At 47.3% G+C, this 25,993-nt stretch carries 19 protein-coding genes and 1 pseudogene; 15 read left to right on the top strand and 5 right to left on the bottom strand.

Going from position 1 to position 25,993, the window contains the following annotated elements; all coding sequences use genetic code 11:
- Positions 1-72: 72 nt before the first annotated feature.
- From L6442_RS15430 to L6442_RS15420, 3 genes are all read left to right on the top strand, one after another.
- A complete protein-coding gene (locus tag L6442_RS15430) occupies positions 73-1,659 on the top strand; it encodes a response regulator (RefSeq protein ID WP_212977925.1) in 1,587 nt (528 codons plus the stop codon).
- Entirely contained in the window at positions 1,656-3,389 is a 1,734-nt protein-coding gene (locus L6442_RS15425; RefSeq protein WP_212977926.1) for a sensor histidine kinase, read from the top strand. Before L6442_RS15430 ends, L6442_RS15425 begins: the two co-directional genes overlap by 4 nt.
- A gap of 113 nt (positions 3,390-3,502) precedes the next feature.
- The gene (locus L6442_RS15420) at positions 3,503-5,257 is read left to right on the top strand and encodes a glycoside hydrolase family 35 protein (protein WP_212977927.1); all 1,755 of its coding nucleotides are present in this window, start codon (positions 3,503-3,505) and stop codon (positions 5,255-5,257) included.
- A gap of 304 nt (positions 5,258-5,561) precedes the next feature.
- Here L6442_RS15420 and L6442_RS15415 read toward each other — a convergent pair whose 3' ends face one another.
- The gene (locus L6442_RS15415) at positions 5,562-6,458 is read right to left on the bottom strand and encodes a helix-turn-helix domain-containing protein (RefSeq protein WP_212977928.1); all 897 of its coding nucleotides are present in this window, start codon (positions 6,456-6,458) and stop codon (positions 5,562-5,564) included.
- A gap of 346 nt (positions 6,459-6,804) precedes the next feature.
- Between L6442_RS15415 and L6442_RS15410 the strand changes: the two genes are divergently transcribed.
- Positions 6,805-8,601 carry a M60 family metallopeptidase gene (locus L6442_RS15410; protein WP_237100330.1) on the top strand — a complete coding sequence of 599 codons (1,797 nt, stop codon included), beginning with the start codon at positions 6,805-6,807 and terminating at the stop codon, positions 8,599-8,601.
- A gap of 263 nt (positions 8,602-8,864) precedes the next feature.
- On the opposite strand, the gene L6442_RS15405 is transcribed toward L6442_RS15410, so the two are convergent.
- Complete coding sequence (locus L6442_RS15405) at positions 8,865-9,299, bottom strand: MerR family transcriptional regulator (RefSeq protein ID WP_212977929.1); 435 nt, start codon at positions 9,297-9,299, stop codon at positions 8,865-8,867.
- A 13-nt stretch (positions 9,300-9,312) separates the two neighbouring features.
- Positions 9,313-9,741 (bottom strand): 50S ribosomal protein L11, encoded by a 429-nt coding sequence (gene rplK, locus L6442_RS15400; RefSeq protein ID WP_212977930.1) that lies wholly within the window; start codon positions 9,739-9,741, stop codon positions 9,313-9,315.
- 263 nt (positions 9,742-10,004) lie between these two features.
- On the opposite strand from rplK, the gene L6442_RS15395 reads away from it, so the two are divergent.
- A complete protein-coding gene (locus tag L6442_RS15395; RefSeq protein ID WP_212977931.1) occupies positions 10,005-10,286 on the top strand; it encodes a ribosomal protein L7/L12 in 282 nt (93 codons plus the stop codon).
- Positions 10,287-10,611: 325 nt separating this feature from the next.
- On the opposite strand, the gene L6442_RS15390 is transcribed toward L6442_RS15395, so the two are convergent.
- Both L6442_RS15390 and L6442_RS15385 read right to left on the bottom strand, forming a co-directional pair.
- Positions 10,612-12,072 (bottom strand): M56 family metallopeptidase, encoded by a 1,461-nt coding sequence (locus L6442_RS15390; protein ID WP_212977932.1) that lies wholly within the window; start codon positions 12,070-12,072, stop codon positions 10,612-10,614.
- A 9-nt stretch (positions 12,073-12,081) separates the two neighbouring features.
- The gene (locus L6442_RS15385; protein WP_212977933.1) at positions 12,082-12,456 is read right to left on the bottom strand and encodes a BlaI/MecI/CopY family transcriptional regulator; all 375 of its coding nucleotides are present in this window, start codon (positions 12,454-12,456) and stop codon (positions 12,082-12,084) included.
- A 290-nt stretch (positions 12,457-12,746) separates the two neighbouring features.
- Here L6442_RS15385 and L6442_RS33100 point away from each other — a divergent pair.
- From L6442_RS33100 to L6442_RS15335, 10 genes and pseudogenes are all read left to right on the top strand, one after another.
- Positions 12,747-12,870 (top strand): annotated as a pseudogene (locus L6442_RS33100) (hypothetical protein); the annotation flags it as partial.
- Positions 12,871-13,215: 345 nt separating this feature from the next.
- The gene (locus L6442_RS15375; protein ID WP_212977934.1) at positions 13,216-16,176 is read left to right on the top strand and encodes an extracellular solute-binding protein; all 2,961 of its coding nucleotides are present in this window, start codon (positions 13,216-13,218) and stop codon (positions 16,174-16,176) included.
- A complete protein-coding gene (locus L6442_RS15370) occupies positions 16,176-17,138 on the top strand; it encodes a carbohydrate ABC transporter permease (protein WP_212977935.1) in 963 nt (320 codons plus the stop codon). The genes L6442_RS15375 and L6442_RS15370 overlap by 1 nt, the downstream gene beginning before the upstream one ends.
- 6 nt (positions 17,139-17,144) lie before the next feature.
- Positions 17,145-18,020 carry a carbohydrate ABC transporter permease gene (locus tag L6442_RS15365; protein ID WP_237100329.1) on the top strand — a complete coding sequence of 292 codons (876 nt, stop codon included), beginning with the start codon at positions 17,145-17,147 and terminating at the stop codon, positions 18,018-18,020.
- Positions 18,021-18,040: 20 nt separating this feature from the next.
- On the top strand, positions 18,041-19,519 hold the full coding sequence (locus L6442_RS15360; protein WP_212977936.1) for an NHL repeat-containing protein: 1,479 nt from the start codon (positions 18,041-18,043) through the stop codon (positions 19,517-19,519).
- Complete coding sequence (locus L6442_RS15355) at positions 19,516-20,124, top strand: YIP1 family protein (RefSeq protein ID WP_212977937.1); 609 nt, start codon at positions 19,516-19,518, stop codon at positions 20,122-20,124. Before L6442_RS15360 ends, L6442_RS15355 begins: the two co-directional genes overlap by 4 nt.
- Positions 20,125-20,141: 17 nt before the next feature.
- Entirely contained in the window at positions 20,142-22,505 is a 2,364-nt protein-coding gene (locus L6442_RS15350; protein ID WP_212977938.1) for a DUF5696 domain-containing protein, read from the top strand.
- Positions 22,506-22,513: 8 nt separating this feature from the next.
- Entirely contained in the window at positions 22,514-23,386 is an 873-nt protein-coding gene (locus L6442_RS15345) for a carbohydrate ABC transporter permease (protein ID WP_212977939.1), read from the top strand.
- Between the two features lie 4 nt (positions 23,387-23,390).
- Positions 23,391-24,392 (top strand): carbohydrate ABC transporter permease, encoded by a 1,002-nt coding sequence (locus L6442_RS15340; RefSeq protein WP_212977940.1) that lies wholly within the window; start codon positions 23,391-23,393, stop codon positions 24,390-24,392.
- A gap of 108 nt (positions 24,393-24,500) precedes the next feature.
- Complete coding sequence (locus L6442_RS15335; RefSeq protein ID WP_212977941.1) at positions 24,501-25,934, top strand: ABC transporter substrate-binding protein; 1,434 nt, start codon at positions 24,501-24,503, stop codon at positions 25,932-25,934.
- The last annotated feature ends 59 nt before the right edge of the window (positions 25,935-25,993 follow it).

The following is a 25,993-nucleotide window of genomic DNA, read 5'->3' as shown; positions in this document are numbered from 1 at the left end:
CTTTAGGTTTGTCGAATGGAAGAGCAATGCTATAATTTGAATACTCATTCATTCATATAAGGACTGATTGCTATGAATAACGTATTGCTTGTAGACGATGAACAGTTGGACTTGGAAGTATTGCAACGTTTTACGCCATGGGAACAGCTTGACATGGTCATCGTTGGAACCGTGCATGGGGGAGGGGCCGCCTTGAACCTGTTGCAGGAAAAGCATGTGGATATTCTGATCACCGACATTCAAATGCCGATGATGTCCGGATTGGAGCTGGCCGAGCAGGCAAGAAGCTTGTTTCCCCATCTGAAAATTATTTTTATTAGCGCTTATGACGATTTTCAATATGCGAAAAAAGCGATCACAATGAATGCCAGTTCCTACATTCTAAAACCAGTGGATGATCAAGAGCTGCTAAACACATTGCAGCTTGTCAGAGAACAATTGAAATACGAACGGGAACAAATGAAAAAGGAAGAGGAAATGGACTCATCAATTCCGCTGCTGCAAAATGAAATGATGTATCAGTGGCTGCGGGGAACGATCGAATACAGTAAGCTCTACCGTTTTCTTGAACAATGGGGCTTCTTCTGGCATGGCGGACAATGCTGCGTCAGCATTATTGAATTGGACGATATGGCGTGGAAATTGAAGGCGTTTTCAGACGATCAGCGGAGATTTGCTATTGATCATGTATTTCGCTTGATCAGCGATTTTATTCAAGTAAGGCAACTGGGGATTTATTGCAAGACGGGAGATGATAAGATCGTTATTGTTATGGGAGGCTGCGAACTCGATCCTGCGGAAACGATGCAGACTTTGGTTGATCATGTCCGCAGCCATTCCAACTTGACCATCACGGTTGGACTTGGTTCAACGGTCGATTCCCTGCAAGATGCTCCTCACTCTTATCTAAAAGCCAGTGAGGCGCTTGCAACGAAAATGTTTATCGGCAAATGCCGGGTAATTACGATGGAACAGACGGAGGGTGAAATCGTCAAACAATCGCTGGACCTTGAGCAAATCATGGAGAAAATGTTCGCGGCCACCGTCAATTACGACCCAGTCCTCATTCATGACAGCCTGGAACAGCTATTCATATTGGTGCAAAGTCTTAAGGACAAGCTGTCTGCTTACAACTTCGCCTTGTATGCGATTTCAAAGACTGATTTTTTCCTGCAGTCGCTGAACGTCAGTTTGTATGATTTACTCAGCATCGACTTGAAAAATTTGAACGTGCTTTATGATTTTGAAACGATTGACGATATCAAGTCATGGCTGCGCAGGCAAGTGTATGAAGTTTCCGAGCATCTGCATAACAAAAGGAAAAATCCGAACCGAAAGCTGATTGATGAAATTGAAAGATATGTTGAAGCGAATCTTGAGACTTCACTGCAACTGCGGAATGTAGCAAAGGTGTTCGGATTTTCGCCCAACTATTTGGGATATTTGTTTAAAGAGGTAACCGATGAACAATTCGGTGACTTCGTAACGAGGAAACGCATGGAAAAAGCTCGTCAGTTTCTTCAGGATCCGAAGTTGAAAATATTTGAAGCGGCCCATCTCGTAGGATATCAGAATCTGACCATGTTCAGCAGGCATTTCAAACAGAGTTTCGGCCTTCCGCCGGCCGATTACCGTAAGCAAGGTCAGGGCAGCAAATGAAACGTTTCTCCTTCGGATATAAATTAATGGCTTCTTATGTACTGCTGGTCATCGTTCCTGTCATTTCTATCGGTTATTATGCGTATTATACTTCCGTACAATATGTGAAAGAACAGACCATACAAAATGTCACAAGCACGTTGAAGCAGGTTCGCGATAACATCGAGGGAAGAATGAAAACGGTAGAACAGGTCGATAATCAGCTTTATCTGGACCAATCGCTGCAGCAGGCATTAAACAAACGGTATGAGCCCTTGGAAAGTTATCAGACCGTTAAGGAAAAGATCATTCCAAAGCTGGAATCAGCATTGAACTTGTCCTCGAATAACGTCGTGATTGAATTGTTTTTGCATAATGAAACCTTACCAGAAATTTATGATACAGAGACCGGCGAGGACCCGCTCTTGAATGGCAAACGGTATAATCTGATTCATTACCATCAAATCGAGCAGTTGGATTGGGTGAGGAGATTTGACGACATGCCTGTAGACTCCATATGGATGCAGATTGGTTCGGATTCGAAGTTTGGGAATGTTTCTTGGCTTAGGAAAATGATGGACTTCCGGACCATTCAGCCAATTGGTACGATGCGGATTACCGTCAAAATGGATGATTTATTCGGAAACCTGAATTATAGCGACAGCGAAGACGGCATTCCCGGGTATTTTGCAGTAATCAACGAGCAGAATGAAACCGTTTACGAGAAAAGGAGCAATCCGCTCCCGCAAGATTGGAAGGCGAAGGCGGAAGCTTACATGCAGATTCATGAGTCCATCGAAGGCATCAACTTTCGGATTATGGCACTTGTTCCGCTTCAGGAGCTGGAACATGCTGCGCAGAAAGTAAGAAATATGACATTGCTCATCTGTGGTGCGAGTTTTTTGATACTCGTGGCGATCGGCGCGATTGTTTCCAATACATTTTCGAAGCAAATCTACAGGATTGCCCGTTCCCTCAGAGCATTTCAGGATGGGAATTTCGCGAAGCGAATCCAATATACCGGCTCGGATGAGTTCGCGCAAATTGCTGTTGCGTTCAATGAGATGGCCGAGAATATAGAAGACCTCATCCAGGAGGTCTATGTTACCAACTTGCAGAAGAAAGAAGCCGAGCTGGATGCGCTTCAGGCACAAATTAATCCGCACTTTCTGTACAATACGTTATCTTCGATAAGCAGGCTAGCCCGCTTAGGAAAAACGGAGAAGCTGCACCAAATGGTTAGCGAGCTGGCAACGTTCTACCGTCTGACGTTAAATCAGGGGAGGTCGATCATCCCGATTCGCGAGGAAATCCAGCAGGTCCGATCTTATATTGGCATTCAAAAGATAAAGCATGTGGACAGGCTTGACGTTAGCTTTGATATTCATTTCTCTGTCTTGGAATATGATACAGTGAAACTGATTTTGCAGCCGTTTGTTGAAAACGCTTTGAAGCATGCCATGTTTGAAGAGCCCCTTCATATCCGGATCGTTGCCCATCAGGAGGAAGGGACCATCGTGATGAAAGTCATTGATAACGGAGTCGGGATGAGCGAGGAAACGATGAGTAAAATTTTGGGATCTAAGGATCAGAGTATTGGTTATGGGATCCGGAATGTGAATGAGAGGATCAAGCTGCAATTCGGAGAATCGTTTGGTGTAACAATTGAAAGCGAGTTGGGTAGGGGGACGACGGTTCGGATCGTCATTCCTTTATACCGGGAGTTGTCTGTTCAAAGTGATGTCAGTTAAAAGCCTCATTGTCGTTTAATGAACAATATGTTCAACATGACTGTCGATGAGCACTTGATCTGACCTATTCATACAAATTTAAATTCATAGATATACGGAGGGTTAATCATTTTATGTCTATTTTTGCTGTGGAAGGAAACCAATTTGTATTTAATGGCGAACCGATCAGAATCATTTCAGGCGCAATCCATTATTTTCGCGTCGTTCCCGAGTATTGGCGGGATCGTCTGGTGAAGCTGAAGGCCTGCGGCTTCAATACGGTCGAAACTTATGTTCCGTGGAACTTGCACGAACCAAATGAAGGCCAGTTCAACTTCGAGGGTATCGCTGACATCGTCAAGTTTATCGAGACTACAGGCGAGCTTGGGTTGCATGTCATCGTTCGCCCGAGTCCGTACATTTGCGCAGAGTGGGAGTTCGGCGGATTGCCGGCTTGGCTGCTGGCTGATCCCGGGATGCGTCTTCGCTGTTACCACCGGCCGTTTCTTGACAAAATTGACGCCTACTACGACGTGTTGATGCCGAAGCTGGTTCCGCTGCTCTGTACAAACGGCGGACCGATCATCGCGATGCAAATCGAGAACGAATACGGTAGCTATGGCAATGACACGCAGTATCTTGAATATTTAAGAGAGAGCAAAATCAAACGCGGTATCGACGTGCTGCTATTCACCTCCGATGGACCAGGAGACTTTATGCTGCAAGGCGGCATGGTGCCGGGGGTGCTCGAGACTGTCAATTTTGGTTCGCGGCCGCAGGAAGCATTCGCTGAACTGCGTATTTACCAGCCGGAAGGTCCGATCATGTGTATGGAATATTGGAACGGCTGGTTCGACCATTGGTTCGAGCAGCATCATACCCGCGATGCTGCCGATGTGGCAAAAGTATTCGATGAAATGCTGGCGATGAATGCATCGGTTAACTTCTATATGTTCCACGGCGGAACGAATTTCGGCTTCTGGAGCGGCGCGAACGACGACGGTACATATATGCCGACAATTACAAGCTACGACTACGATGTACCAGTCAGCGAATCCGGAGATTTGACGGACAAGTTCCATGCTGTGCGCGAGGTCTTGTCCAAATACGTTGATCTCGGTCTGCTCGAGCTTCCGGAACCCATTGCGAAGAAAGCGTATGGACAGGTAAACATGACACAGCAAGCGCTGCTGTTCGATTCTCTTGACAAACTTTCTACGCCGGTTCAGAGAACATGCCCAGACCCTATGGAGCTGCTGGGACAGAACTACGGGTTCATCCTGTATACAACTCGGATCTCAGGACCACGGGAAGAAACGAAGCTGAATCTGCAGCATGTGCGTGACCGTGCGCAGATCTTTGTCAACGGTGAATTTAAAGGCGTCGTTGAGCGTTGGAACAAAGACGCGGAGCCAATTAAGTTCAGTATCCCGCCGGAAGGCGTAACCTTAAGCGTGCTCGTCGAAAATATGGGACGGACCAACTACGGTCCACACTTGCGAGACATGAAAGGGATTACGGAAGGAATTCGCTTTGGGGCGCAGTTCCTGTACCATTGGACAATCCATACGCTGCCAATGGAAGATTTGTCGAAACTGGAATATACCCTAGCGGCAGTGAAACGTGATGACAAGCCGGCCTTCTACAAAGGGACGTTCCAAGTGGATGAGATAGCCGATACATTCCTCGAACTGAAAGGCTGGAACAAAGGCGTTGCGTATATCAACGGCTTCAACCTTGGCCGATATTGGGAAACGGTAGGTCCGCAAAAAACGTTGTACATCCCTGGCCCTCTCCTCCGCAAAGGAGAGAACGAGCTCGTGCTGCTGGAGCTGCATGATGCCAAAGAGCTGGTCGTTACTCTTCGCGAAAGTGCTATTCTTGGATAAATAATTTTGATTGAAATTCTAGGCTTGTGGGCACGTGGAAGGCTGTCCGACTTCGGTCAAAAATGAAGTAAAGAGATAATGATAAATAGCGAAAAAGGGCGTGAGCATCAAGCTTCCGCCCTTTTTGCTTTCACAAAAGCTACTTTGAAAGCGCCAATGCTACTAAAAGAAAGGGAAATTCCTTAACAGAGAATTTTGGCTTTGAGTTTTCACCTTCCGAGAGCCTATTCAATTTCGGGGAAACCCCGGACAAGATGTTTGAAGTTGCAAGACAATCCCTTTCCTAATGAAATGGACCTGAATTTTACAACGATAAACGATATTTAGGTCTGAACTGCTGAGGCGAAGTGCCGGTCCAACGCTTGAACTGCCTGCTGAAATGACTTAATGACGAGAACCCGAGCCTCTCAGCAATGACCTCGATAGTCATATCCGAATCGATGAGCATCTCTTTCGCCTTGGTCAGCTTTAGCGACGTGAGGTATTGTCTGGGAGAGACGCCATAGATTTTTGTAAACACTTTTGTACATTGCCCTCTGCTTAAACCGACGTTGTCGGCAATATCTTGAACGGAGACGACAGTATAGACGGAATTGTTTAACCATTCCGCGATTTTGTGGGCTAGCTCAACATCTAATGGGCTTGACTCCCGCTGAAGCCGCTCTTGCTGTTCCTTGTTATCCTGTTCGAAAATGCTCATGATTTCCTTCAAGATGAGAAGGACGATCGCTTGAAGGCTGAGGTTATCGCTGCTGGATGTATGTATCGACAAAGAACTTTGAGTTTTAGGCGCTTGTATAAGGATGTTTTGGACGACCACTTCAAGTTGATCAAGAAATTGGGGGAGCAGGGTCCGTTCGGCCGTCTCCTTCGATACCATGTCCGAGACGGAGGAAGTTAATGTTTTCCTGATTATCGGATCGTCGATATCGAAGTGGATGACAACAAGCGTTGAAGGTGAACCAGATTGGTTCATCGTGCGGTGATTGAGACCGGATTTGATCAGCAGCCAATCGCCCGCTTTTAACCGGCAAGGCTTCTCCTGAATCCAAACCGTTGTTTCCCCGGCCCAGCAATAATTGAGCTCAAAGAGGGGATGATGCTCGTTAGGGTAAAAATATCCAGGCTCCAGGACAATTACATGAGAGCTTCGTATGTATAGCGTACTCGTCAGATCAGGAAACTTGATGAAAATTCTCATCGCCTCAACTCCTGTATGATGGGTTTGGGATATTATACCATGCATTGACATTCCTGAATACAAATGGTCAAAAAGAGGAGCGATTTTTGTATGGCATAAGCAACGATATTTTGGGAGAATAATCGCATGTCATGTATCCGCTTACATAAAATGAGATGGTTCATGACCTGACGCTCATCTCGGCCGTTTGCGGTTAGACCAAAGTAGTTAATTTGACGCGTGATATTGAAAACAAGTTTTAGACTAAGCCTGTGTCATATTAGCCTGAAATCTATTTAATGCTTACCAAGATGGATATGCCAGCATTTAAATGCTGGCTATGCATAAATCTATTTTTTAGGAGGATATGATGAGAAAACTTAAGAAGTCACTTCAGGTTTTATCTCTAATGGTGGTAACAGCAGTTGTAGTAGTTGTCCCGCCATCCGGGGTACTAGCCCAAACTTCAGAGACAGCCATTACACAGCAAAGTAACCTTGTTGTTCAGCGAAATTTTAAAGTAAAAGCGCTTGGAGATATATGGGCGGAAGGCGAGCGAGAGCGTAGATTCATAAATGCTCGAAAAATATATCAGCCAACAGGTTTATATGCAAAAGCCAATGAACAAATTGAGATTGTAGTCTCAGGTAACAAACCAATTACAGCGGTTATTGGGGTACATCGTCATGATAAAGAGTGGGCGATTAGTTATCCATTAAAAGCAGGTAAAAACACAATTTCCTCACCAAATGGCGGTTTGTTGTTTTTTGATAACAGCAACAATGAAGGTAGTATTAATGTAAATGTAGTGAGTGGGGGGAGTCCGGTTCCATTCTTTGTATTAGGCAAGAATACAAAAGAGGATTGGCAGGCAATGATGAATGCTTATCCTAATGCACCTTCTGTTGTTCTTCAATCAGAAAGAGCTCTCTTTGTCTTCTATTATGCTACTGCTAAAGATCATATCTTGAATCAAGACCCAATTCCTGTTTTACAGACTTATGATAAGTTTATTACAGCACAGGATCAAATATCTGGACTATCTAGTTCTGATTCTGATCCTAGACATCGGTTAGATAAGCATTTGATTGGCTTTGTTGAATCAGAAAACACCATACCAGGAGCGTACGCATATGCAAATTGGGATGGGGCAATTATGCCTAAAGATACTGGAGCAAGTGCCGATACTTTAGACCTTACAAGAACGGGTTGGGGGCAGTATCATGAGGCAGGTCATTTGAGACAACAAGCACCTTGGAATTGGGATGGGATGACCGAGGTGAATGTAAATATATATTCTATAGCCGCTAAGAAGGTTCTTAAACCTACTGAACCTGCAAGGTCACAAGGCGAGTACTTAGCTGCTTTCACGTTTGTAGATCAGCCAACCAAGAATTTTGCAGACTCTAATTCAAAATTAGAAATGTTGTGGCAACTTAATCTTGCTTTTGGGGATAACTTCTACCCAGAGTTACATCGATTATATCGTGAGATGGCAGAAGCTGATCTGCCAACTACTGATGATCAGAAAAAACAGGCATTTATTCTAAGCACTTCAAAAGTAGCTCACTATGACTTGACGCCTTTCTTTGATAAATGGGGTTTGACTGCAACAGAAGAAACACGAAACAAGATTAAATCATTGAATTTACCTCTTCTAACTGCACCAATCTGGTTTGGGTCAGACTATAACATCATTAAACCGACTGATGGAATGGATACGGTAAAAGGTATTGGGGGTATCATTGCTGCAACAACAAATAGCGAAGAGACATCAAGTAGTAATAATGCCGCAGCATATGCATTTGACGGAGATACAAATACTATGTGGCACAGTGAATGGAGTAAACCAAATCAGTTTCCTTACAATATTACAGCAAAGTACCTAAATCCCTCAACATTCACCAAACTAACCTATCTACCACGACAAAGTGGAGAAAATGGCATTATTACAAATTATAGAATCCTAACTAGTCTTGATGGGGTATCCTTCAATGAGGTTGCTACAGGTACTTGGGCAAAGGACAATACAGAAAAGACAGCAACTTTTACACCTACTCTTGCTAAATATGTTCGACTTGAAGTACCTCAAGGTGGTGGAACAAATGGTTTTGCATCTGCAAGTGAGATTAAAATCTTTGAAACCGATCCAATAACACCATAACCTGTTTCAACGTATCTCAGCGACATTGATTGGTTTTCTGTCCCGAATGGGTAAATGCTCGTCTTATCAAATAGTATTGCATGGTTAAAGCACGTCAAAAAGAGAGGGGGTCATTCCCTCTCTTTAGTTTTAGGGTAGATTGACAATTTGTAACTTTAATAGTAAGCGTCAAATAGCCCACACCTTGTTATCAAGATGTGAGCTATTTTGCTTTTAATCCGCCTTAAATCCCCTGCAAGTTAGTGCAGCTTCCCGCGAAGCCCTCAAACGAACAGCTTAAACCAACTTTTCGGATCGTATTCAGTAATAATTGCGAATGGCTTTGCGATTTCTGCGATGTCCACCGGCTGACTTTTGTTAATTGATGAGGAGATACAGTTCAAAATACCGGACACATCGATTAATTGATCAATCCCGCGATCTATTACACGGGCTTGGACAGCCAGGACTTCGGCCGCGTCAAACGAGGGGGATTTCAGTATCGTTCGAATTTCCTTAAAGGAAAAACCGAAAAACTGCAGGAAAATGATGATCAGCAAGGTAATCAGTTCCTGTTTTCTGTACAACCGATAGTTCGATGAATTGCGTTCGTAAGGCTTCAATAATTGTGTTTTATCGAACCATCTGATCTTACGGACAGAAACGCCTGTCCATTCCGACAACTGACGCGTCGTGAATAGTTGATTCTCCTCAACCAACCAAACCTCTCCTTTATCCATCGATACGGATGCCCATATTTTTGGCCGTACCAGCGATAATTTTCATAGCGCTCTCTAGACTGGTCGTGTTCAGATCCGGCAATTTAATTTCCGCAATTTGCCGAAGTTGCTCCTGCGTGATAGAGCCAACTACCATTCTTCCGGGTTTTGCAGCACCTTTATCTACTCCGGCGAACTTTTTCAGGAGGAAAGAAGCAGGCGGAGTTTTCAACAAAATTTCAAACGAACGATCTTCGTACACCTTGATTTCGGCCGGGATCACTAGTCCCGGCTTGCCTTTGGTCATTTCATTGTACTGCGTACAAAACTGCAATAAATTTATACCTGTTGGCGCCAGATCCTTACCTACTCTTGCCGGATTCGCTTTTCCGGCTTCCAATTCCAGTTTTACGATTCGTTTAACTTCTTTATTTTTGGCCATATTTTCTCACCCTTACCTTGGATTATGAGTATTGAACGCCTTACAACGTGAAGTATAAAGTATCACGTTGCGTAAACCTCAAGATATAATCTAAAATAAGGCTTCAAACCATGATTTGAACTGCAGGGAACTTTAACAAGCTCCATGTAAAACAAGCAATTCGTCCAATCTTATTGGTATAGAACATAACTATCAAAGCATTTATAAGGGCATGCATAATTTGATATACTTGTAGTTCAACTTACCAAAGGAGTGTTACAGTGATGGAAACGATTTATTTGCTCATCATTACCTTACTGCTCATCATTATTCTGCTGCTGCTCCGCTCCAAAAGCCGTGAGAACGGTGCTGATCCATATCGTCGTCAGGATCTGCGCACGAATAGCGAACCGCTCGAGCTGAGTCCGGAGCTGCAAGCAAGATTGTTAAATTTAATCGCCGAAGAAAAAAAGATTAAGGCCATTAAAGAATTGCGTGTAGCAACTCATTTGAGCTTAAAGGATGCAAAAGATTTTATCGACAATATGGAGAAACAGTACAAATGAAAAATAGAGCAAAGGTGCAAACTCTCACCTTGCTCTATTTTTTTCTTTATTCATGATACTCCATAAAGGGGAGCCGTCAAATGACGGGACCCCTTGAAGAGCTTAAGTAATTTAAATATTTATCAGATACGGCCGGGGCGCGGGAGAAAAACTCTTTCTCCCAGGTCATTCGCATGTGGATAAAAGCACAACGTCTCGGTTATACATAGCAGCCGGCGATGCCCAACAGGAATATAACGAGGTCATCAATAAATTTCCAATTTAATGACATCCTCTTTGCCCATGGTGACAGCTACAATGGTACTACCCCAGATACTTGGAGAAATCATCGCTTAGTTTTATTTTCATAGGGTGCAGTTGCAGCATCGTTAGTTTTACTCTTCTCATGGGGTGCAGTTGCAGCATCATTAGTTTTACTCTCCTCATGGGGTGCAGTTGCAGTATCGTTAGTTTTACTCTCCTCATGGGGCGCAGTTGCAGCATCGTTAGTTTTACTCTCCTCATGGGGTGCAGTTGCAGCATCGTTAGTTTTACTCTCCTCATGGGGCGCAGTTGCAGCATCGTTAGTTTTACTCTCCTCATGGGGCGCAGTTGCAGTATCGTTAGTTTTACTCTCCTCATGGGGCGCAGTTGCAGCATCGTTAGTTTTACTCTCCTCATGGGGTGCAGTTGCAGCATCGTTAGTTTTACTCTCCTCATGGGGTGCAGTTGCAGCATCGTTAGTTTTACTCTCCTCATGGGGTGCAGTTGCAGCATCGTTAGTTTTACTCTCCGCTACAGGGGGTACATTGCCGGAAGCCCAAACCGCTGCTGATGTGCTAGCTACGGCAACTAAAAAAACAGCTGTTACCGTAAGATACAATGTTTTCTTTTTCGGCTTTTTCACATTAAGCATCATCATTAATCTCCTTTTCAATTGTTTCCCGTCACCGGATAAAGTAGAGCAAAAACTGACAGGTAGTCCCCTTGAACCAATCATGACGTTCAGGATCGTTTCACCGTATCTTTTCCGTTCTGCATAAGACATTTCTTTCACGACTTCTTCATCACAGGAAAACTCGCTCCATGTATGGATGTCCTTGCGTAGTAGGTGAACGAAGGGATTAAACCAATGTAAGGCGCTGATCCACACGACGAGCATTTTTATCCATAAATCTTTTCGTCTCAGGTGAATAAGTTCATGTTGAATGACCATGCCTAAGTCCATATCCACCTGACTACTCATGGGAATCAATATGGTTGGTTTCAGCAACCCGACAAGAACGGGGCTTCTGACATTAGAGTTAAATGCAAGCTGTACGGTTCCATTTATCCCAAGCGCTTGTTTCCTGGAAGCAAGTTGTTTGGCTTCTTCACCATCCTTGGGCACAGGCACGTTTGTACTTTGGATTCTTTTGATGAATCTGTAGTAACAATAGACCTGCCAACTTATAAAGGATAAAGCCCCAACACCCCATAAGCTCAACAATACCAAAGCCGTTTCAGCGGAGATGGACTGTCCCGAAACCCACTCCGTTATGCGTTCAGTCGATACTTCTTGAACAGGCGCAGAGGCCATTCCGGGCGTAAGAACGGTCAAAATCGGTTTTGAAGTAAAAAGCTCCATGAGCTTCTTCAAAACAAAGGCCACAGGCAATAAATAAAGCCATACGGCCATTTTTCCAATTACGTAACGCCATTTTGCAGGAAATATGGTTGGTGAAAAGAATCGCAGCAACAGTATACAACTTACGACGGTACTACCCGCAATCGTAAGCGTGACAAGCAGTTCGAAAAAATGTCCCATAGGCAGCTCCTACTTCTCCGAGAACCATTGCTTCAGTTCTGCAATGTCATCATCCGATAGCTTATCACCATCATATAGCGCGGAAATCAAATTTTTTACTGAACCCTGGTACAACCCGTTTAATACGTTTTGTGTTTCCCATAGTTTGTAGTCTGCGGATGAAAGACGGGGGACATAGGAATTGGTCCGGCCATGCCGCGTAGCGATTAAAGCGCCTTTTTCAACTAGCCGGGATAAAAAAGTAGAGATCGTTTGTGCTTTCCATTCCTTACCCTTACGAGCGAAAATACCCAATAATTCGGTTGATGTTACTGGATGCTCACAATCCCATATTACCTCCATTAGTTCCATTTCCGTGTCCGATAATTTTTGAACATGTTTCACGGTGCACACCTCTTTACTCTTTGTTATGCGTCCATAACAATTCTAATTACTACACTACGTAGTGATTAGAAGTTACTACACTATGTAGTGAATGTCAAGCCGGCTTACCTAGGCAATTACTACGTATCGTAGTATATAATGGAGTTATAACCAAGCCTTCGATCTCGTCTTTGTCTCGATGAGCCCGGTCGTTCACAATTGGGAGAGCGTGGAGAAGGTCTCCAGAGAAGCGGCGTTGCAGGAGGCAATGACTTGGCTTGGCCATCACCATCTGCCTGTTGAAAGAAGCGTTGCGAGAAGACTTATTAAAACATATGTCTCCATTGGGATGGGAGCATATCAACTTTCTTGGAGAGTATCCGCTTCGATTCTAAAGGAGTAACCACCTTAGAATCATTGCGGCCGCTGAACCAAGGGTGGCATAAAGCCGGTTACACCCTTAACGTGGTGAAAACCGGCTATTATTGTGTCCACAAGTCCTTAACGTTGTAAATCTGCGTTTTGCTGGCGGTACCCCTATTAAACCATGCACATATACATTCCTGAATACAAATGGTCAAAAAGTGGAGCGGTTTTTGCATGGCATAAGCAACGATATTTTGGGAGAATAATCGCATATCATGTATCCGCTTACATATATGAGGTGGCTAATGTCCTGATGCTCATCTCGGCCGTTTGCGCGCATTTTTCGTGCAAATAAACTAACGAATGTGCGCTTTACGAAACAATTTTGTGTATGGCACAAAGAGGGGGAATCCGGTGGTTCGTACATTTCGCAAACAAATACCGAAGCTATTGCTTGTTGTAATCGCTGTTGCGTTGTTCACCTGGTGGTTTTATTCAAGAAAAGCGGATTATACGGCACTCGCGGATATTCCCCAGTACAGCGATGTCGACACACAGTCGATATTGGCTGGGGAAGACATCAAGTCGAAGCTGGAGCCTTCTTATTTGAAATACATCAAGCAAATGAAAGGTGAAGGAAAACAGGATGCCGAAAACGTGAACATCGTCATTCAGGGCGCAGATTACGCGGCAGTTAGCGATTTTGGCGTGAGCAAGCAGGATTCTATTGGTGGCCGTGCCGGAACTGCACTCGTCCAAAATGACGAAAACAGCTGGGCTGAATACACCTTAGACATTCCGCGGGATGGGTTTTACCAAATTGGCATGACCTATTATGCGATCCCTGGCAAGAGGGCGTCCATCCTGCGCAGCCTGCAAATCGACGGCAAATATCCGTTTTTCCAGGCCAAAATGATCGATTTCAAACGGATGTGGAAGGAAGCCGGAGAGCCGTGGAAAGACAATCAAGGCAATGAATTCAATCCGCGCCAGGAAGAGGTCATGGGCTGGCAATTCCAGGAGTTTCAAGATGCCGAGAGTAAGGTATCTGAACCTTTGCGGTTTTATTTAACCCAAGGAAAACATACGATTCGGCTGACGGTGATTCGCGAGCCGGCGGCGATCGGGGAAATTCACGTCTTTTCTCCGGATAAGCTGCCTTCATATGCAGATGTACATAAGCAAGATTTGCAGCAAGGACGCCAGGAATCGAAAGACAAACTGCTGAAATTTCAAGCGGAGCAAGCGGTACTGAAATCCGACCCAACCTTGCGCAGGATAGAGGACCGCAATCCGGCATCCGAGCCGTATGACAGCAATAAGAGCGTTCAGAACGTATTCGGGGGCTCGGGCTGGCGCAAAGGCGGTCAATGGGCTGAATGGGAAATCGACGTTCCCGCATCGGGGTTGTACAACATTGGCGCCCGGTATTCAAATCCTTACTTGAATGGCATTCCGGTACAGAGGAAGGTTTCGATCGATGGCAAAATTCCGTTCGCTGAGATGAACGCGGTCAGCTTCGATTATGGCAGCGGATGGCAAATCGCCGGTTTCGGGGGCAAGGAGCAGCCGTATGAATTTTATCTGGAGCAGGGAAAGCACCGCATTCGGATGGAAATGCAGATCGGCTCGCTCGGTGAAGTGTTCGAAATCGTCCAGCAGGTAACGCAGCACATGTCGCTGCTGCAGCGGGAAATTTATCTCGTGACAGGAACGAATCCCGATCCAAACCGCGATTACGAGCTTAAGAAAAGCATCCCGAACTTAATTCCGAGACTGAATCTGATGGCGAAAGATCTCCAGGACGGCATGATGCTGCTCTATTCGCTTGGGGTTGAAGAGGACAGCTCCCAGGTCAGTACACTCGGCATGGCATGCGACCAACTGCTTGATTTGGCCAAGAAACCGGAGACGATTACGGCAAGGCTCGATCAGTTCTCCGACAAACAGGCGGAGCTCGGGACATGGATGACCTCCCTTACTGGACAAGGGCTGCTGCTCGATTATTTTATCGTAAAGTCGCCGGATCAGCCGTGGCCGGATGCGAACATAGGCTGGGCTGCTCAAAGCTGGAATTCGGTGAACGATTTTCTACTCTCGTTCCGCAAAGACTACGGCGGTATCGGGAATCGGTACAGCGAACAAGACAAAGTGCTGAACGTCTGGGTAGCCCGCGGACGGGAATGGGCGAATATCATCAAGCGGATGACGGACGAGGAATTTACGCCGCAAACCGGAATTAAGGTGAACATCAATGTCATTCCGGCCGGAGCGATGCATCTGCTCATGCTGTCAAGCACCGCCGGAATGGCACCAGACGTTGCGCTTGGAGTACAAGCGGATATTCCGATCGATTACGCGGTCAGAAACGCCGTTGTCAACCTGGGTGAGTTCCCGGATTATAACGAAATCGCTGGACGGTTCCGGCCAGGGGCGCTCATTCCGTACCAATTCAATAACGGGCATTATGCACTTCCGGAAAATCAAAACTTCAGCATGCTGTTTTACCGCAAAGACATTTTGCAGCAGCTTGGCGTCAAGAAGGCGCCCGAGACGTGGCAGGACATTATGGATTTGATTCCGCTCCTGCAACAGAACGGCATGGACTTTTATTACGGGCACTCGCCGGACGACTTCACCCCGTTCTTGTTCCAGAATGGCGGCGAATATTACCGCGAGAACGGCAAATATTCTGCGCTCGATACGCCGGAAGCTCTAAAGGCGATGAAGATGTGGACGGACTTGTTTACGAACTACAAAATCAACAAAAAAGCGGACTTTTACAATCGATTCCGCACCGGTGAAATGCCGATCGGCATAGCGGACTACTCGACGTATATTTTGCTGTCCACGGCGGCGCCGGAGTTGACCGGATGGTGGGAGATGAAGCCGATGCCAGGCATTCCGGGCAAAGACGGTACAATCAACCGTTCAACAGGGGGGGCTGCGCAAACCGCGGTTATATTCAAAGATACGAAGATGAAAAACGAAGCTTGGGAATATTTGAAATGGTGGACCAGCGCCGACGTGCAAGAGCAATTCGGTTCGGAGCTTGAATCGGTTCTCGGCGTCGAAGCGCGCTGGAACACGGCGAACGTAGAGGCGCTTAAACGGCTGCCATGGTCTTCCCAGGATATTCATTCCGTGCTGCAACAGTGGGATTGGTTCAAGGAACGCGAGATCGTACTTGGCGCTTATTTCACGACACGCCATATTACGAATATGTGGAACGAAATTGTGCTGAACGGTAAAACGGTACGTGAAGCCGTCGAAGACGGCATTAAAGAAATTAACAAAGAGCTGCGGAAGAAACGTGAGGAATTCGGGCTTGACGTAGAGGGACAAGAAGGAGACGGGAAAGGGGGCGGCAGCTGATGAGTGAAATATCGGTAGAGACAAAAACGAGCGAACGGGTACGCCCCTTGAGGGCGGACTCCAAGCTTAAGGGGCTTTGGACGGACATCGTGCGAAACAGGGTATCGTATTATTTTCTCGCTCCATTCATGATCCTGTTTCTGGTGTTTACGATCATTCCTGTTCTGACGGCATTTGGGTTAAGCTTCACTTATTTTAATATTTTGGAGCCCCCCAAATGGATTGGCCTATCGAATTACCGGCTGCTGTTCATTGACGATGACATCTTCCTGACGGCGCTTGGGAATACGTTGAAATTCGCAGTCGTTACCGGACCGGTTGGTTACGCTATGGCATTCTTGCTTGCTTGGCTGATCAGTCAAATTCCACAGAAATACCGGTTCTTCTATACGCTGTGTTATTATACGCCATCGATTGCAAGCGGAGTCGCAATGACCGTCGTCTGGCAGTATTTGTTCTCCGGCGACCGCTACGGCTTGCTAAACTATTGGCTGCTGAAGCTTGGCTTGATCAATGAGCCGTGGCAATGGCTGGAGGACGTCAATACGATTCTGCCGATCATTATGATCGTTTCGCTTTGGATGAGTATGGGAATCGGTTTTCTCGCCTTCCTGGCGGGGTTGCAGAACGTACCGCGCGATATGTACGAAGCAGGCGCCATTGACGGCGTCAAATACCGATGGCAAGAGCTGTGGTACATTACGGTTCCGGCGGTGAAGCCGCAGCTCCTGTTCGGTGCGGTCATGCAGGTGGTCGGAGCGCTCAACGTATTCAGCGTCAGCGTTGAGCTGGCGGGTATGCCGAGCCCGTTATATGCCGGACATACCATTTTGACCCACCTGCACGATTACGCGTTTATCCGCTTTGAGATGGGCTACGCATCGGCGATCGCTGTTGTCTTATTCTGCATGATGGTTGGTCTGAACCGATTTATTTTCAAATGGCTTGGAAACAAGGAGTGATCGTTGTTGACAATTTTATCGGGTTCCATGGTGAAAGGCAGAAGAGTGGACTGGGGAGGGGTAATTCTTTATTTATTCCTGTCTTGCTTCGCGATTCTGATGGTGGCTCCACTCGTTTATCTCGTTTCGACCGCGTTTAAGCCGCTGGAAGAGCTGTTTTTATTCCCACCTAGGTTTTTCGTCATCAACCCGACGTTGAAAAATTTCAATGATCTGCTGATGATCACGAGCGCGTCTACGGTGCCGTTTTCGCGGTATATTTTTAACAGCTTATTCATTACGATCGCCTCTGTCAGTCTGGGAGTCGTCATCTCGGCGATGGCGGCTTATCCTCTAAGCAAGCATCAGATGCCGTTTCGCAAACAGATCTTTTCCATGATCATTCTTGCGCTGATGTTCGCTCCGGCGGTGACGCAAATCCCTCAATATCTCGTTATCACCAAACTCGGTTTGATGAATACGTATTGGGCCATGATTGTTCCCGGCTTGGCGGCGCCCGTGTTTTTGTTCCTGACGAAGCAGTTCCTGGATCAAATCCCGGATGCGCTGCTGGAGGCGGCTAAAATCGACGGCGCGAGGGAATGGGTTATTTTCTGGAGGATCGTCATGCCGATGCTGAAGCCCGCCTTGTCTACGGTTGTGTTGCTCAGCTTCATCAGCACCTGGAACGATCCCGGGCCGGCGATGCTGTTCACGACATCGGAAAGTATGAAAACGCTGCCGTATGCGTTATCTACGATCAGCGGAGGGACGGGAGTGATCGCCCAAGCTGGAGCCGGTGCGGCGGCGGCATTGCTCACAGTGATTCCGAGCATCGTCATGTTCGTCATTTCGCAGCGCATGGTTCTCGAGACGATGGCCCATTCGGGCATAAAAGATTAACGGGTAAGGAGCCGGATTTCATGAAACGATCGACTTCGAAACGAGCGATGGCCGCGCTTCTGATATTGGTGATGCTGGCGATGTTTGCGCTGCCGAATGAGGCTGCGGCCAAAAGCCCGTATAAAGGTTATACCTATAATCAATCTGAGGAAACGCCGGTTTCGATCAACGGATATTTGTATCGGGATTCGATCGACGGCTATGACTGGGACGCCGGTCCGTTCAAGGAGCCGGAGGATCTGTTCGTCGCAGAAGACGATACGATATATGCGGTCGACGGGGGCAATAATCGGGTCGTTCATTTCGACAAGAGCAAGCGTTTGCTCGGCATGTACGGCGATTCGGAAGGCAAAGGGCAGCTGAACGGCCCGAAAGGCGTTTATGTCACAGGAGACGGCGAAGTATTCGTTGCCGATACGCTGAATCACCGGATCGTCGCGTTCGACCGGGAGGGCAGGTTCGTCAAGGAATTTGGGCCCCCGCAAAGCCCGCTGCTTGGCACGGATTTCGTCTATTCGCCTTCCAAGCTCATCATCGATAAACGGAATTATATGATCGTCGTTAGTGAAGGAGCGTACCAAGGCTTGCTGCAGATCGATCCGAATGGAGCGTTCAAAGGTTTTTTTGGCGCCAACCTGCTTGGCTTCAGCTGGGAAAAAACGATCGTCAAGTTCATGGCCACACAAGAGCAGAAGGAGCAGTTATCGAACGAAAAGCCTCCGGAATTTTCGAACCTGATCCAGGATCAGGAAGGATTCGTCTACACGACGACGCTCGGCATTCCGACAAGTCAGGTAAAGCGGCTGAGTGCCGTTGGCGTCAATACGCTGACTGACATCGAATACGGGGATCATCATATGGCCCGCCGTAACTGGGAGAGATTGTTTCCAACGTTTGTTGACGTAACTGTGAACGATAATGGCGTGTTTACCGCGTTGGATCAAACGACAGGCAGAGCGTTCCAATACGACAAACTCGGTAATTTGTTATTTATTTTCGGTGGCATCGGCGAGCAAAACGGGCTGTTCAAGACGCCATCCGCTATTTCGGAGACGTCGGACGGCACGATTTATATCGCAGACCGGACGCGCGGACGGATCGACCGTTTTCGTACGACGCCTTTCGCGGACAAGGTGCACGAAGCGACGAATTTATACGTGGACGGAGATTACGAGAAATCGGCCGAACCTTGGCGGGAAGTGCTGGACATGAACAGCAACTACGATTTGGCTTATAAGGCGATCGGTAAGGCACTTTACAAATCCGGACAATACCGCGAAGCGATGGATTATTTCGAGCTAGCCAAAGCGCGTGATGATTATTCAGCTGCGTTTCTGGAATACCGCAAGCACTATATGCGGCAGCATTTTGCCTGGATCGCGGGCGGTGCGGTTGCGCTTTACATCCTGCTCAAAATCGGATTCCGCTTGTACCGGAAATGGAGAAGCAAACGCAGCAAATCAAAAATCGCGGTATCCGAAGGGGGAAGTGCTTCATGAATACGGTGCGACTTGCAAAATTGGCGCTGCTTCACCCGATCACATTTTTCGAAGATATCCAGGAGCGGGCGAAATGGCACTATGCTTTCGTCATGATCGGTCTGGCGATTTTGGCTCATTATCTCTCCTTGACGTTTTCCGGATTTTTGTTCCAGACGCGGGAGCCTTACCAAATTTCGATTTTGATCGAATCGACGTGGATCGTCGTTCCTTGGCTGACCTGGTCGGTCACAAATTGGGGTGTCAGCTCCATCATGGACGGAGAGGGCAAGTTTAAACAGATTTTCGTAGGCAGCGCATTTACGTTGATACCATATATCACCTTGTCCGTGCCGGTGGCGATAGTCAGCAATCTTCTCGCCAAATCGGAAGCCATGATGTATAACGGGCTGGAAGTGTTCATATTCGTTTGGGTCGTCTACTTAATTCTGCTGCAGGTCAAAATCATTCACGATTTTACGTTCGGCAAAATGCTGTGGATTACTTTGCTGACGATCATCGGCATGTTCATCATTTGGTTTATCGGGATGCTCTTGTATGGGCTGATCAACCAATCGATCCAATTCGTGATCGGACTTTATAAAGAAATCAATTACCGCTTGTAGGGAGGAGAGGACAATCGATGACGAATAAAGCCAAAAAAATAGCGGTTCTCGCAGTTTTAGCAATCCTGTTCTTTACGTCAACCTCCCCGTATTTCTCGCAAGCGGAAGACGGCGGGGCTGGGCAGCAGGCGTCCTCCGATACAGCGGGACAGGGATCAGACCAGGCTGTGTCAACCGCGGCAATGCAAAGTGCAGGTACAGCAGGTACAGCAACAGAGCAGACGGCAGCGGAGAAATCAGTTGCGGTGACGGAAGAGACTGCGGCTGATCCCATATCCTATAAGCAGACAATGGCCAAGAAGAAGGTTGCCGAAAATTCGAACTTCAAGCTATATATTGACGAAAAAACAGGACAAATACGTCTCGTCGGCAAACGCAGCGGCAACGAATGGGGAGTGCCGCCGCTCGACAAAAAGATGCCCCCTGCCAATCAGAAGTTTGTCGAGTCGCCGGTTCACATTCGCTATACGGAAGGCGGAGACGTGCGCCAGACGTATCCTTCCAAGGAGAAGGGGACAAAAACGACCGTGAAAACGACCGATCAAGGGGTGTTGGTGCAATACGAGCTTAAGGAGCTTCAAATTGGTTTTGCCCTGGAATATAAACTGCTTGACGAAGGGATTGAAGTCCGCATTCCGTTTCAATTGATCCATGAGCAGGGCAAAGCCAAGCTGATCAGCTTGGAGCCAGCTCCATTTTTCGGGGCAGCACCTCAGCAGTCCAAGGGCGCGATGTTCCTTCCTGACGGTTCGGGAGCGCTCGTCAAGTTCAAAGCGAACCATCAGACTTATTTCGAACCGTACAGCGAGCGTATTTACGGCGGAGACTACGCCTTTATGACGACCGTGTATAAGCAGGTCACCTACAACAAGAACGAGCTCGAAAGCTACGGCCCGCATGAAGCGGCAGCGCTGCCGGTATTCGGCATTTACAAGGACGATACCGCCTTTCTTGGAATCGTAACTGATGGCGACGCGGACGCCAAAATCAACGGAACGCCGACCGGCCTACGCAATATTCCGCTGTATCGGATTTCGGCGGAATTGATTTATCGCAACAGCGACATCGTGTTTATCGGCAGTTCCGGGGAAATTCCACTCATGCAGCGGGAGATGATTCCCGGAGACCGGGCCGTACGGTTCGTGCTACTTGAGGGCGAGCAGGCGGATTATGTCGGCATGGCACATGCCTACCGTGACTATTTGGTTCGCGTCAAAGGTGTTAAGCCAGTTGAGACCAAGCGTCCTGCCTTCCAGCTGCAGCTGCTCGGAGGTGTGCTGCGCAAGGATATGATCGGCAGTACGTTTGTTTCGATGACGACGTTCAAGCAGGCGAAAGAGATTTTGGATGGATATGCCCAAGCGGGTATCGATTCGCTTGAGGTCACTTACGAGGGCTGGTCCAAAGACGGCATTTACGGTAACGCACCGGATCATTTCCCGGCCGAAAGTAATCTCGGCGGCAACCGCGGCCTCGAAGCGCTGGCCGATTACACCAAGGCGAAAGGAATCCGGCTGTACTTGAAAACGAATTACGTGAAGCCTTATGAGGGCAGCGATGCATTAAAACCTTCACGGGATTCGATTCGCGGACTCAACAAGGAAGTTATGGAAGTCAGAGATCCATGGGTGACGACGAATCAACCATCTTCGAAGCTGTTTTATTATTTGAAGCCGGACCGCGTGTATGACAAGAATATCGCCAAAGAAGCAGGCAAACTCGCCGAGCTTGGCGCAGGCGGCATCCATTTACAGTATATGGGCGATACACTGTATTCGGATCAAAGCTCAGATACTCCGTTCAACCGGAAGCAAACAATCGAAACGTGGACGAAGGCGATGGATTTGATGCGCTTACAAACAGGGCGTGCCTCGGTTGACTACGGTTTCGCTTATGCGCTCGGCCACGTCGACCGGATCGACGGTGTCCCGCTGGATTCCAGCCATTACGTCTACGAAGATGGTTCCGTTCCCTTCTACCAAATTGCCGTACGCGGCCTTGTTCCTTATACCGGCGCTCCGTCCAATTTGCAGGACGATCCCCGCATATGGAATCTCCGGCTGCTCGAATACGGAGCGATGCCAAGCTACCTTCTGACGTACGAGGACAGCTCGCTGCTGAAACGAACGATGGTCGACGGCTTGTTCAGCTCGAACTACGGCAAGTGGCTGAAGCCGTCAATCGACCAATATAAGAAGCTAAACGAGGTGCTGGGTTTGGTGGAGGGACAGGAGATAACCGACCATGAGCAGCTGGACACCTACGTGTATCGGACAACGTATGGGAACGGTGTGCAGATTACCGTAAATTACGACAGCGAAACGGCCCACGTCGGGGACGATGTCATCCAGCCTTATGACTACTTGGTGCGGAAAGGATGAAGCTTACGATGAAAAAACGACTCGGCCTTACGATGAGAGCACGGCATATCGTTCAAGGATATTCATTCATATCGATTTGGATCGTTGGCTTCTTCCTGTTTATGGCTATTCCGCTGTTCAAATCGCTGATGTACTCGTTTCAGGATTTAAAAATCATGTCGGGTGGTCTGGAAGCGACCCAAGTTGGGCTGAAGCATTACAATAACGCGTTTACAGTTGATACGAGCTTTGTTCCGAAGCTCATCACGTCATTTACGAACATTGTCATTCAAGTCCCGCTTACGCTCGTCTTTGCGATGTTCAGCGCCCTATTGCTAAACCGCAAGTTGTTCGGCCGTATCGCATTCCGCGGTATTTTCTTCCTGCCTGTCATCATTGCATCGGGGGCCGTGTTGAAGAAGCTAATGGGGGAAGGGGCGACAAGGCTGCCGATCTTCGATCAGGTGGACCTTGTCGGCAAGCTGATCGATTACGTGCCGGGGCAAATTTTGTTCCCACTGTTGAAAATGATGGATGCAATCACGCTTATCATGTGGGATTCCGGCGTCCAAATCCTGATTTTCCTAGCCGGCCTTCAGAGCATCTCCACAACGTTGTATGAAGCGGCGAAATGCGATGGGGCGACCCCCTGGGAAAGTTTCTGGAAGGTGACGTTTCCGATGATCATGCCGATGATTCTCGTCAATACGCTGTTCAGCATCGTAAGCTCGTTCACGAAGGTGGACAACAGTGTGATGGATTATATCCAATACATCGTGTTCAATAAAAACGATTACGGTTACGCTTCCGCGCTCGGCTGGATTTATTTTGTATTCATTTTTCTCGTGATCGGCGCCGTATTTTTGATATTCCGTCGTGCTTCGGCCGAAGAAAGGAGGTAACGGTATGGCGATTAACAGAGATACGGTCACGACGCACGTCGCCACGTTCAAACGGATCGCGGCGGACAAAGAGGCGGCCATGGCGCCACTGCGCCTTGCGGCCGCACGGCGGGCGAAGACGTTCATATCCCAGCTGTTCATTTATTCGGTATTGCTTAGTCTCGCGTTCGTATTCATTTATCCGGTTTTGTTTATTTTCAGCAGCTCACTTATGCAGGCCGGCGACGTTACCGATGCGACCGTCAAATGGATTCCGAAGGAGCTGTCGTTTACCAATTATGCTTACGCCTTTCAGCAGCTTGATTTTTGGAGGAGCTTCATGAACAGTACGATCATCTCGCTTGGCAGCGCCGTCGTACAGGTCGTAAGTTGCGCCGTTATCGGCTACGGCTTTGCCCGTTTCCGTTTTCCAGGCCGTGGTTTATGGCTTGCACTCGTACTGTTCACATTCCTTGTGCCACCGCAAACAATTATTGTTCCGCTGTTTTTGCAATTCAGTAATCTGGGCTGGTTGAATACTTACTTACCGTTTATAGTGCCGGGGGTGTTCGGCCACGGGTTAAAGGGCGCGTTGTTCGTTCTGATTTTCATCCAATTTTTCCGCAAGCTGCCGATCCAGCTGGAAGAAGCGGCGCTTATCGACGGGGCGGGAGCATTCCGTACGTTTCGTTCCATCATGTTTCCTCTCGCGCGTCCGGCGATGCTTGTCGTATTTTTGTTTTCGATCGTATGGCATTGGACCGATACATACGAGCCGACGATGTATTTGATGGACTCGGAGAAGTTTAACTTGACGCAGCAATTATCAAAGATGAACGGAGAAGGACAAGGCGAAGGGGCTAAACAACTCACAGAAACCAAATCGGTCATCGGAGAACCGCCGACGAAGGTGAATCGCGTTATGGCAGGGGCGCTGCTGTCGATATTGCCGATCTTGGCACTATATCTGTTTGCGCAGCGTTATTTTGTGGAAAGTGTTGAACGAACCGGGATCGCCGGCGATTGAAACCGCTATTACACGACCGCCAATGGGAGGTAATAGCTGCTCGGCTAGAGCAATTTGCTGATTCAACATGGTACATATGTTATCAATTGAAAAATGGGAGGGTACTGAATGAAAAAGATGTTTTTCGTTACAATCATTCTCGTTTTAACGTTAGTCACCGTATTAACTGGATGCGGTGGAACTAGCAATGTATCTGGAAATAAAGATACGGGCGCGCAAACAAATACTGTAGATAATGCAAAAACAAATGACCAAACTTCGAAGGATGATGACGCAAAAACAGCTAATACGAACTCTCCCGGCGATGCAGCCAAAACAGATACAGTCAATACGGAACTGTCTGGCGAAATTACACTTTGGCATCATCTTGGAGAATCCGACAAGTCGTTTGAAAACGTGATTGCAGGCTTTAATAAAAAATACCCTAACGTTAAAGTGAAAAATCTTAGAAACGGCGCTACTTACGAAATCGCTGACAAATTGAAAACGGCGATTGCCGCCGGATCGGGTGCGCCGGATGTCGTTTTGCTGGAGCAAAGCTACTTCAGCAAGTTTAATACGACCGACGCTTTTGTTGATTTGCTGCAGCCTCCGTTCGACGCAAAACGGTATGAAGGCAATTTTCCGGAGAACGTATGGAAGAAGTTCCACACGCTAGACGGCAAAAAGCTGATGGCGATTCCGGTTGATGCTCCTCCGGGCGTCATGTACTACCGGGCCGACATTTTCGAAGAGAACGGATTCCCTTCCGATCCTGATGAGCTGGCCACTTATATGGAGAACCCGGACAATTTCATGAATATGGCCCAGACGTTAAAGGCTCAGGGCAAATATATTCTTGAGTATGATACCGAAATTTTGGATATGTTGAGCGACTCCAGATTTTTCGACAACCAATTGAATTACAATCGTACGGGCGACAAGTATATTCAAGGGCTGGATTTGTCCAAAAAAGTGAAGCAGCTCGGCCTTGCCGCCAATTTCAACGGCGACGCATGGAATCAGGCGATGAACAACGGCAAGCTGGCGATGACTTGGAGCGCTTCCTGGTATGTGAACTACATTAAGGACGACTCCAAAGACAATTCGGGCAGATGGCGCGCGTGTCGCCAACCGCTGAACACGTATTCGGTTGGAGGAGGATCCGCTCTAGCCATTCCTTCGCAAAGCAAAAACAAAGAGGCTGCGTGGGCATTTGTCGAATATACTTTGCTGACGCTTGAAGGTCAAAAAGAACTTATTAGGTATAACTCGCTTCCCGCGTTTAAACCGGCGTTAAAGCTGCCTGAAATAGCCGATAGCACGGATGCATTTTTAGGCGGGCAAAAAGCGAATGAGCTGTTTGCTTCGTTAGTGGATAAAATTCCGCCGGACTACCCGTCCGCCCTGGATGGTACAGCAAGTAAAATATGGAACAAGGGTATTGAAAAAGCAATGAAAACGAACCAGGATTCAAGGGCGGCGCTGCAGCAAATTGCTGACGATGTTGATAAGGCGGTTGCCAAGGAAAAAGCGGACCTGTTGAAATCAATCGGGCAATAACATAAACGAAATCATTGTTATGAAGAGGAAGTGAAGGGAACCATGATCACTTCCTCTAT

This window comes from Paenibacillus azoreducens, assembly GCF_021654775.1.
Classification (GTDB): domain Bacteria; phylum Bacillota; class Bacilli; order Paenibacillales; family Paenibacillaceae; genus Paenibacillus_AQ; species Paenibacillus_AQ azoreducens.
The sequence above is the reverse complement of the archived record's forward strand: the minus strand, read 5'-3'. Positions and strand labels throughout refer to the sequence as shown.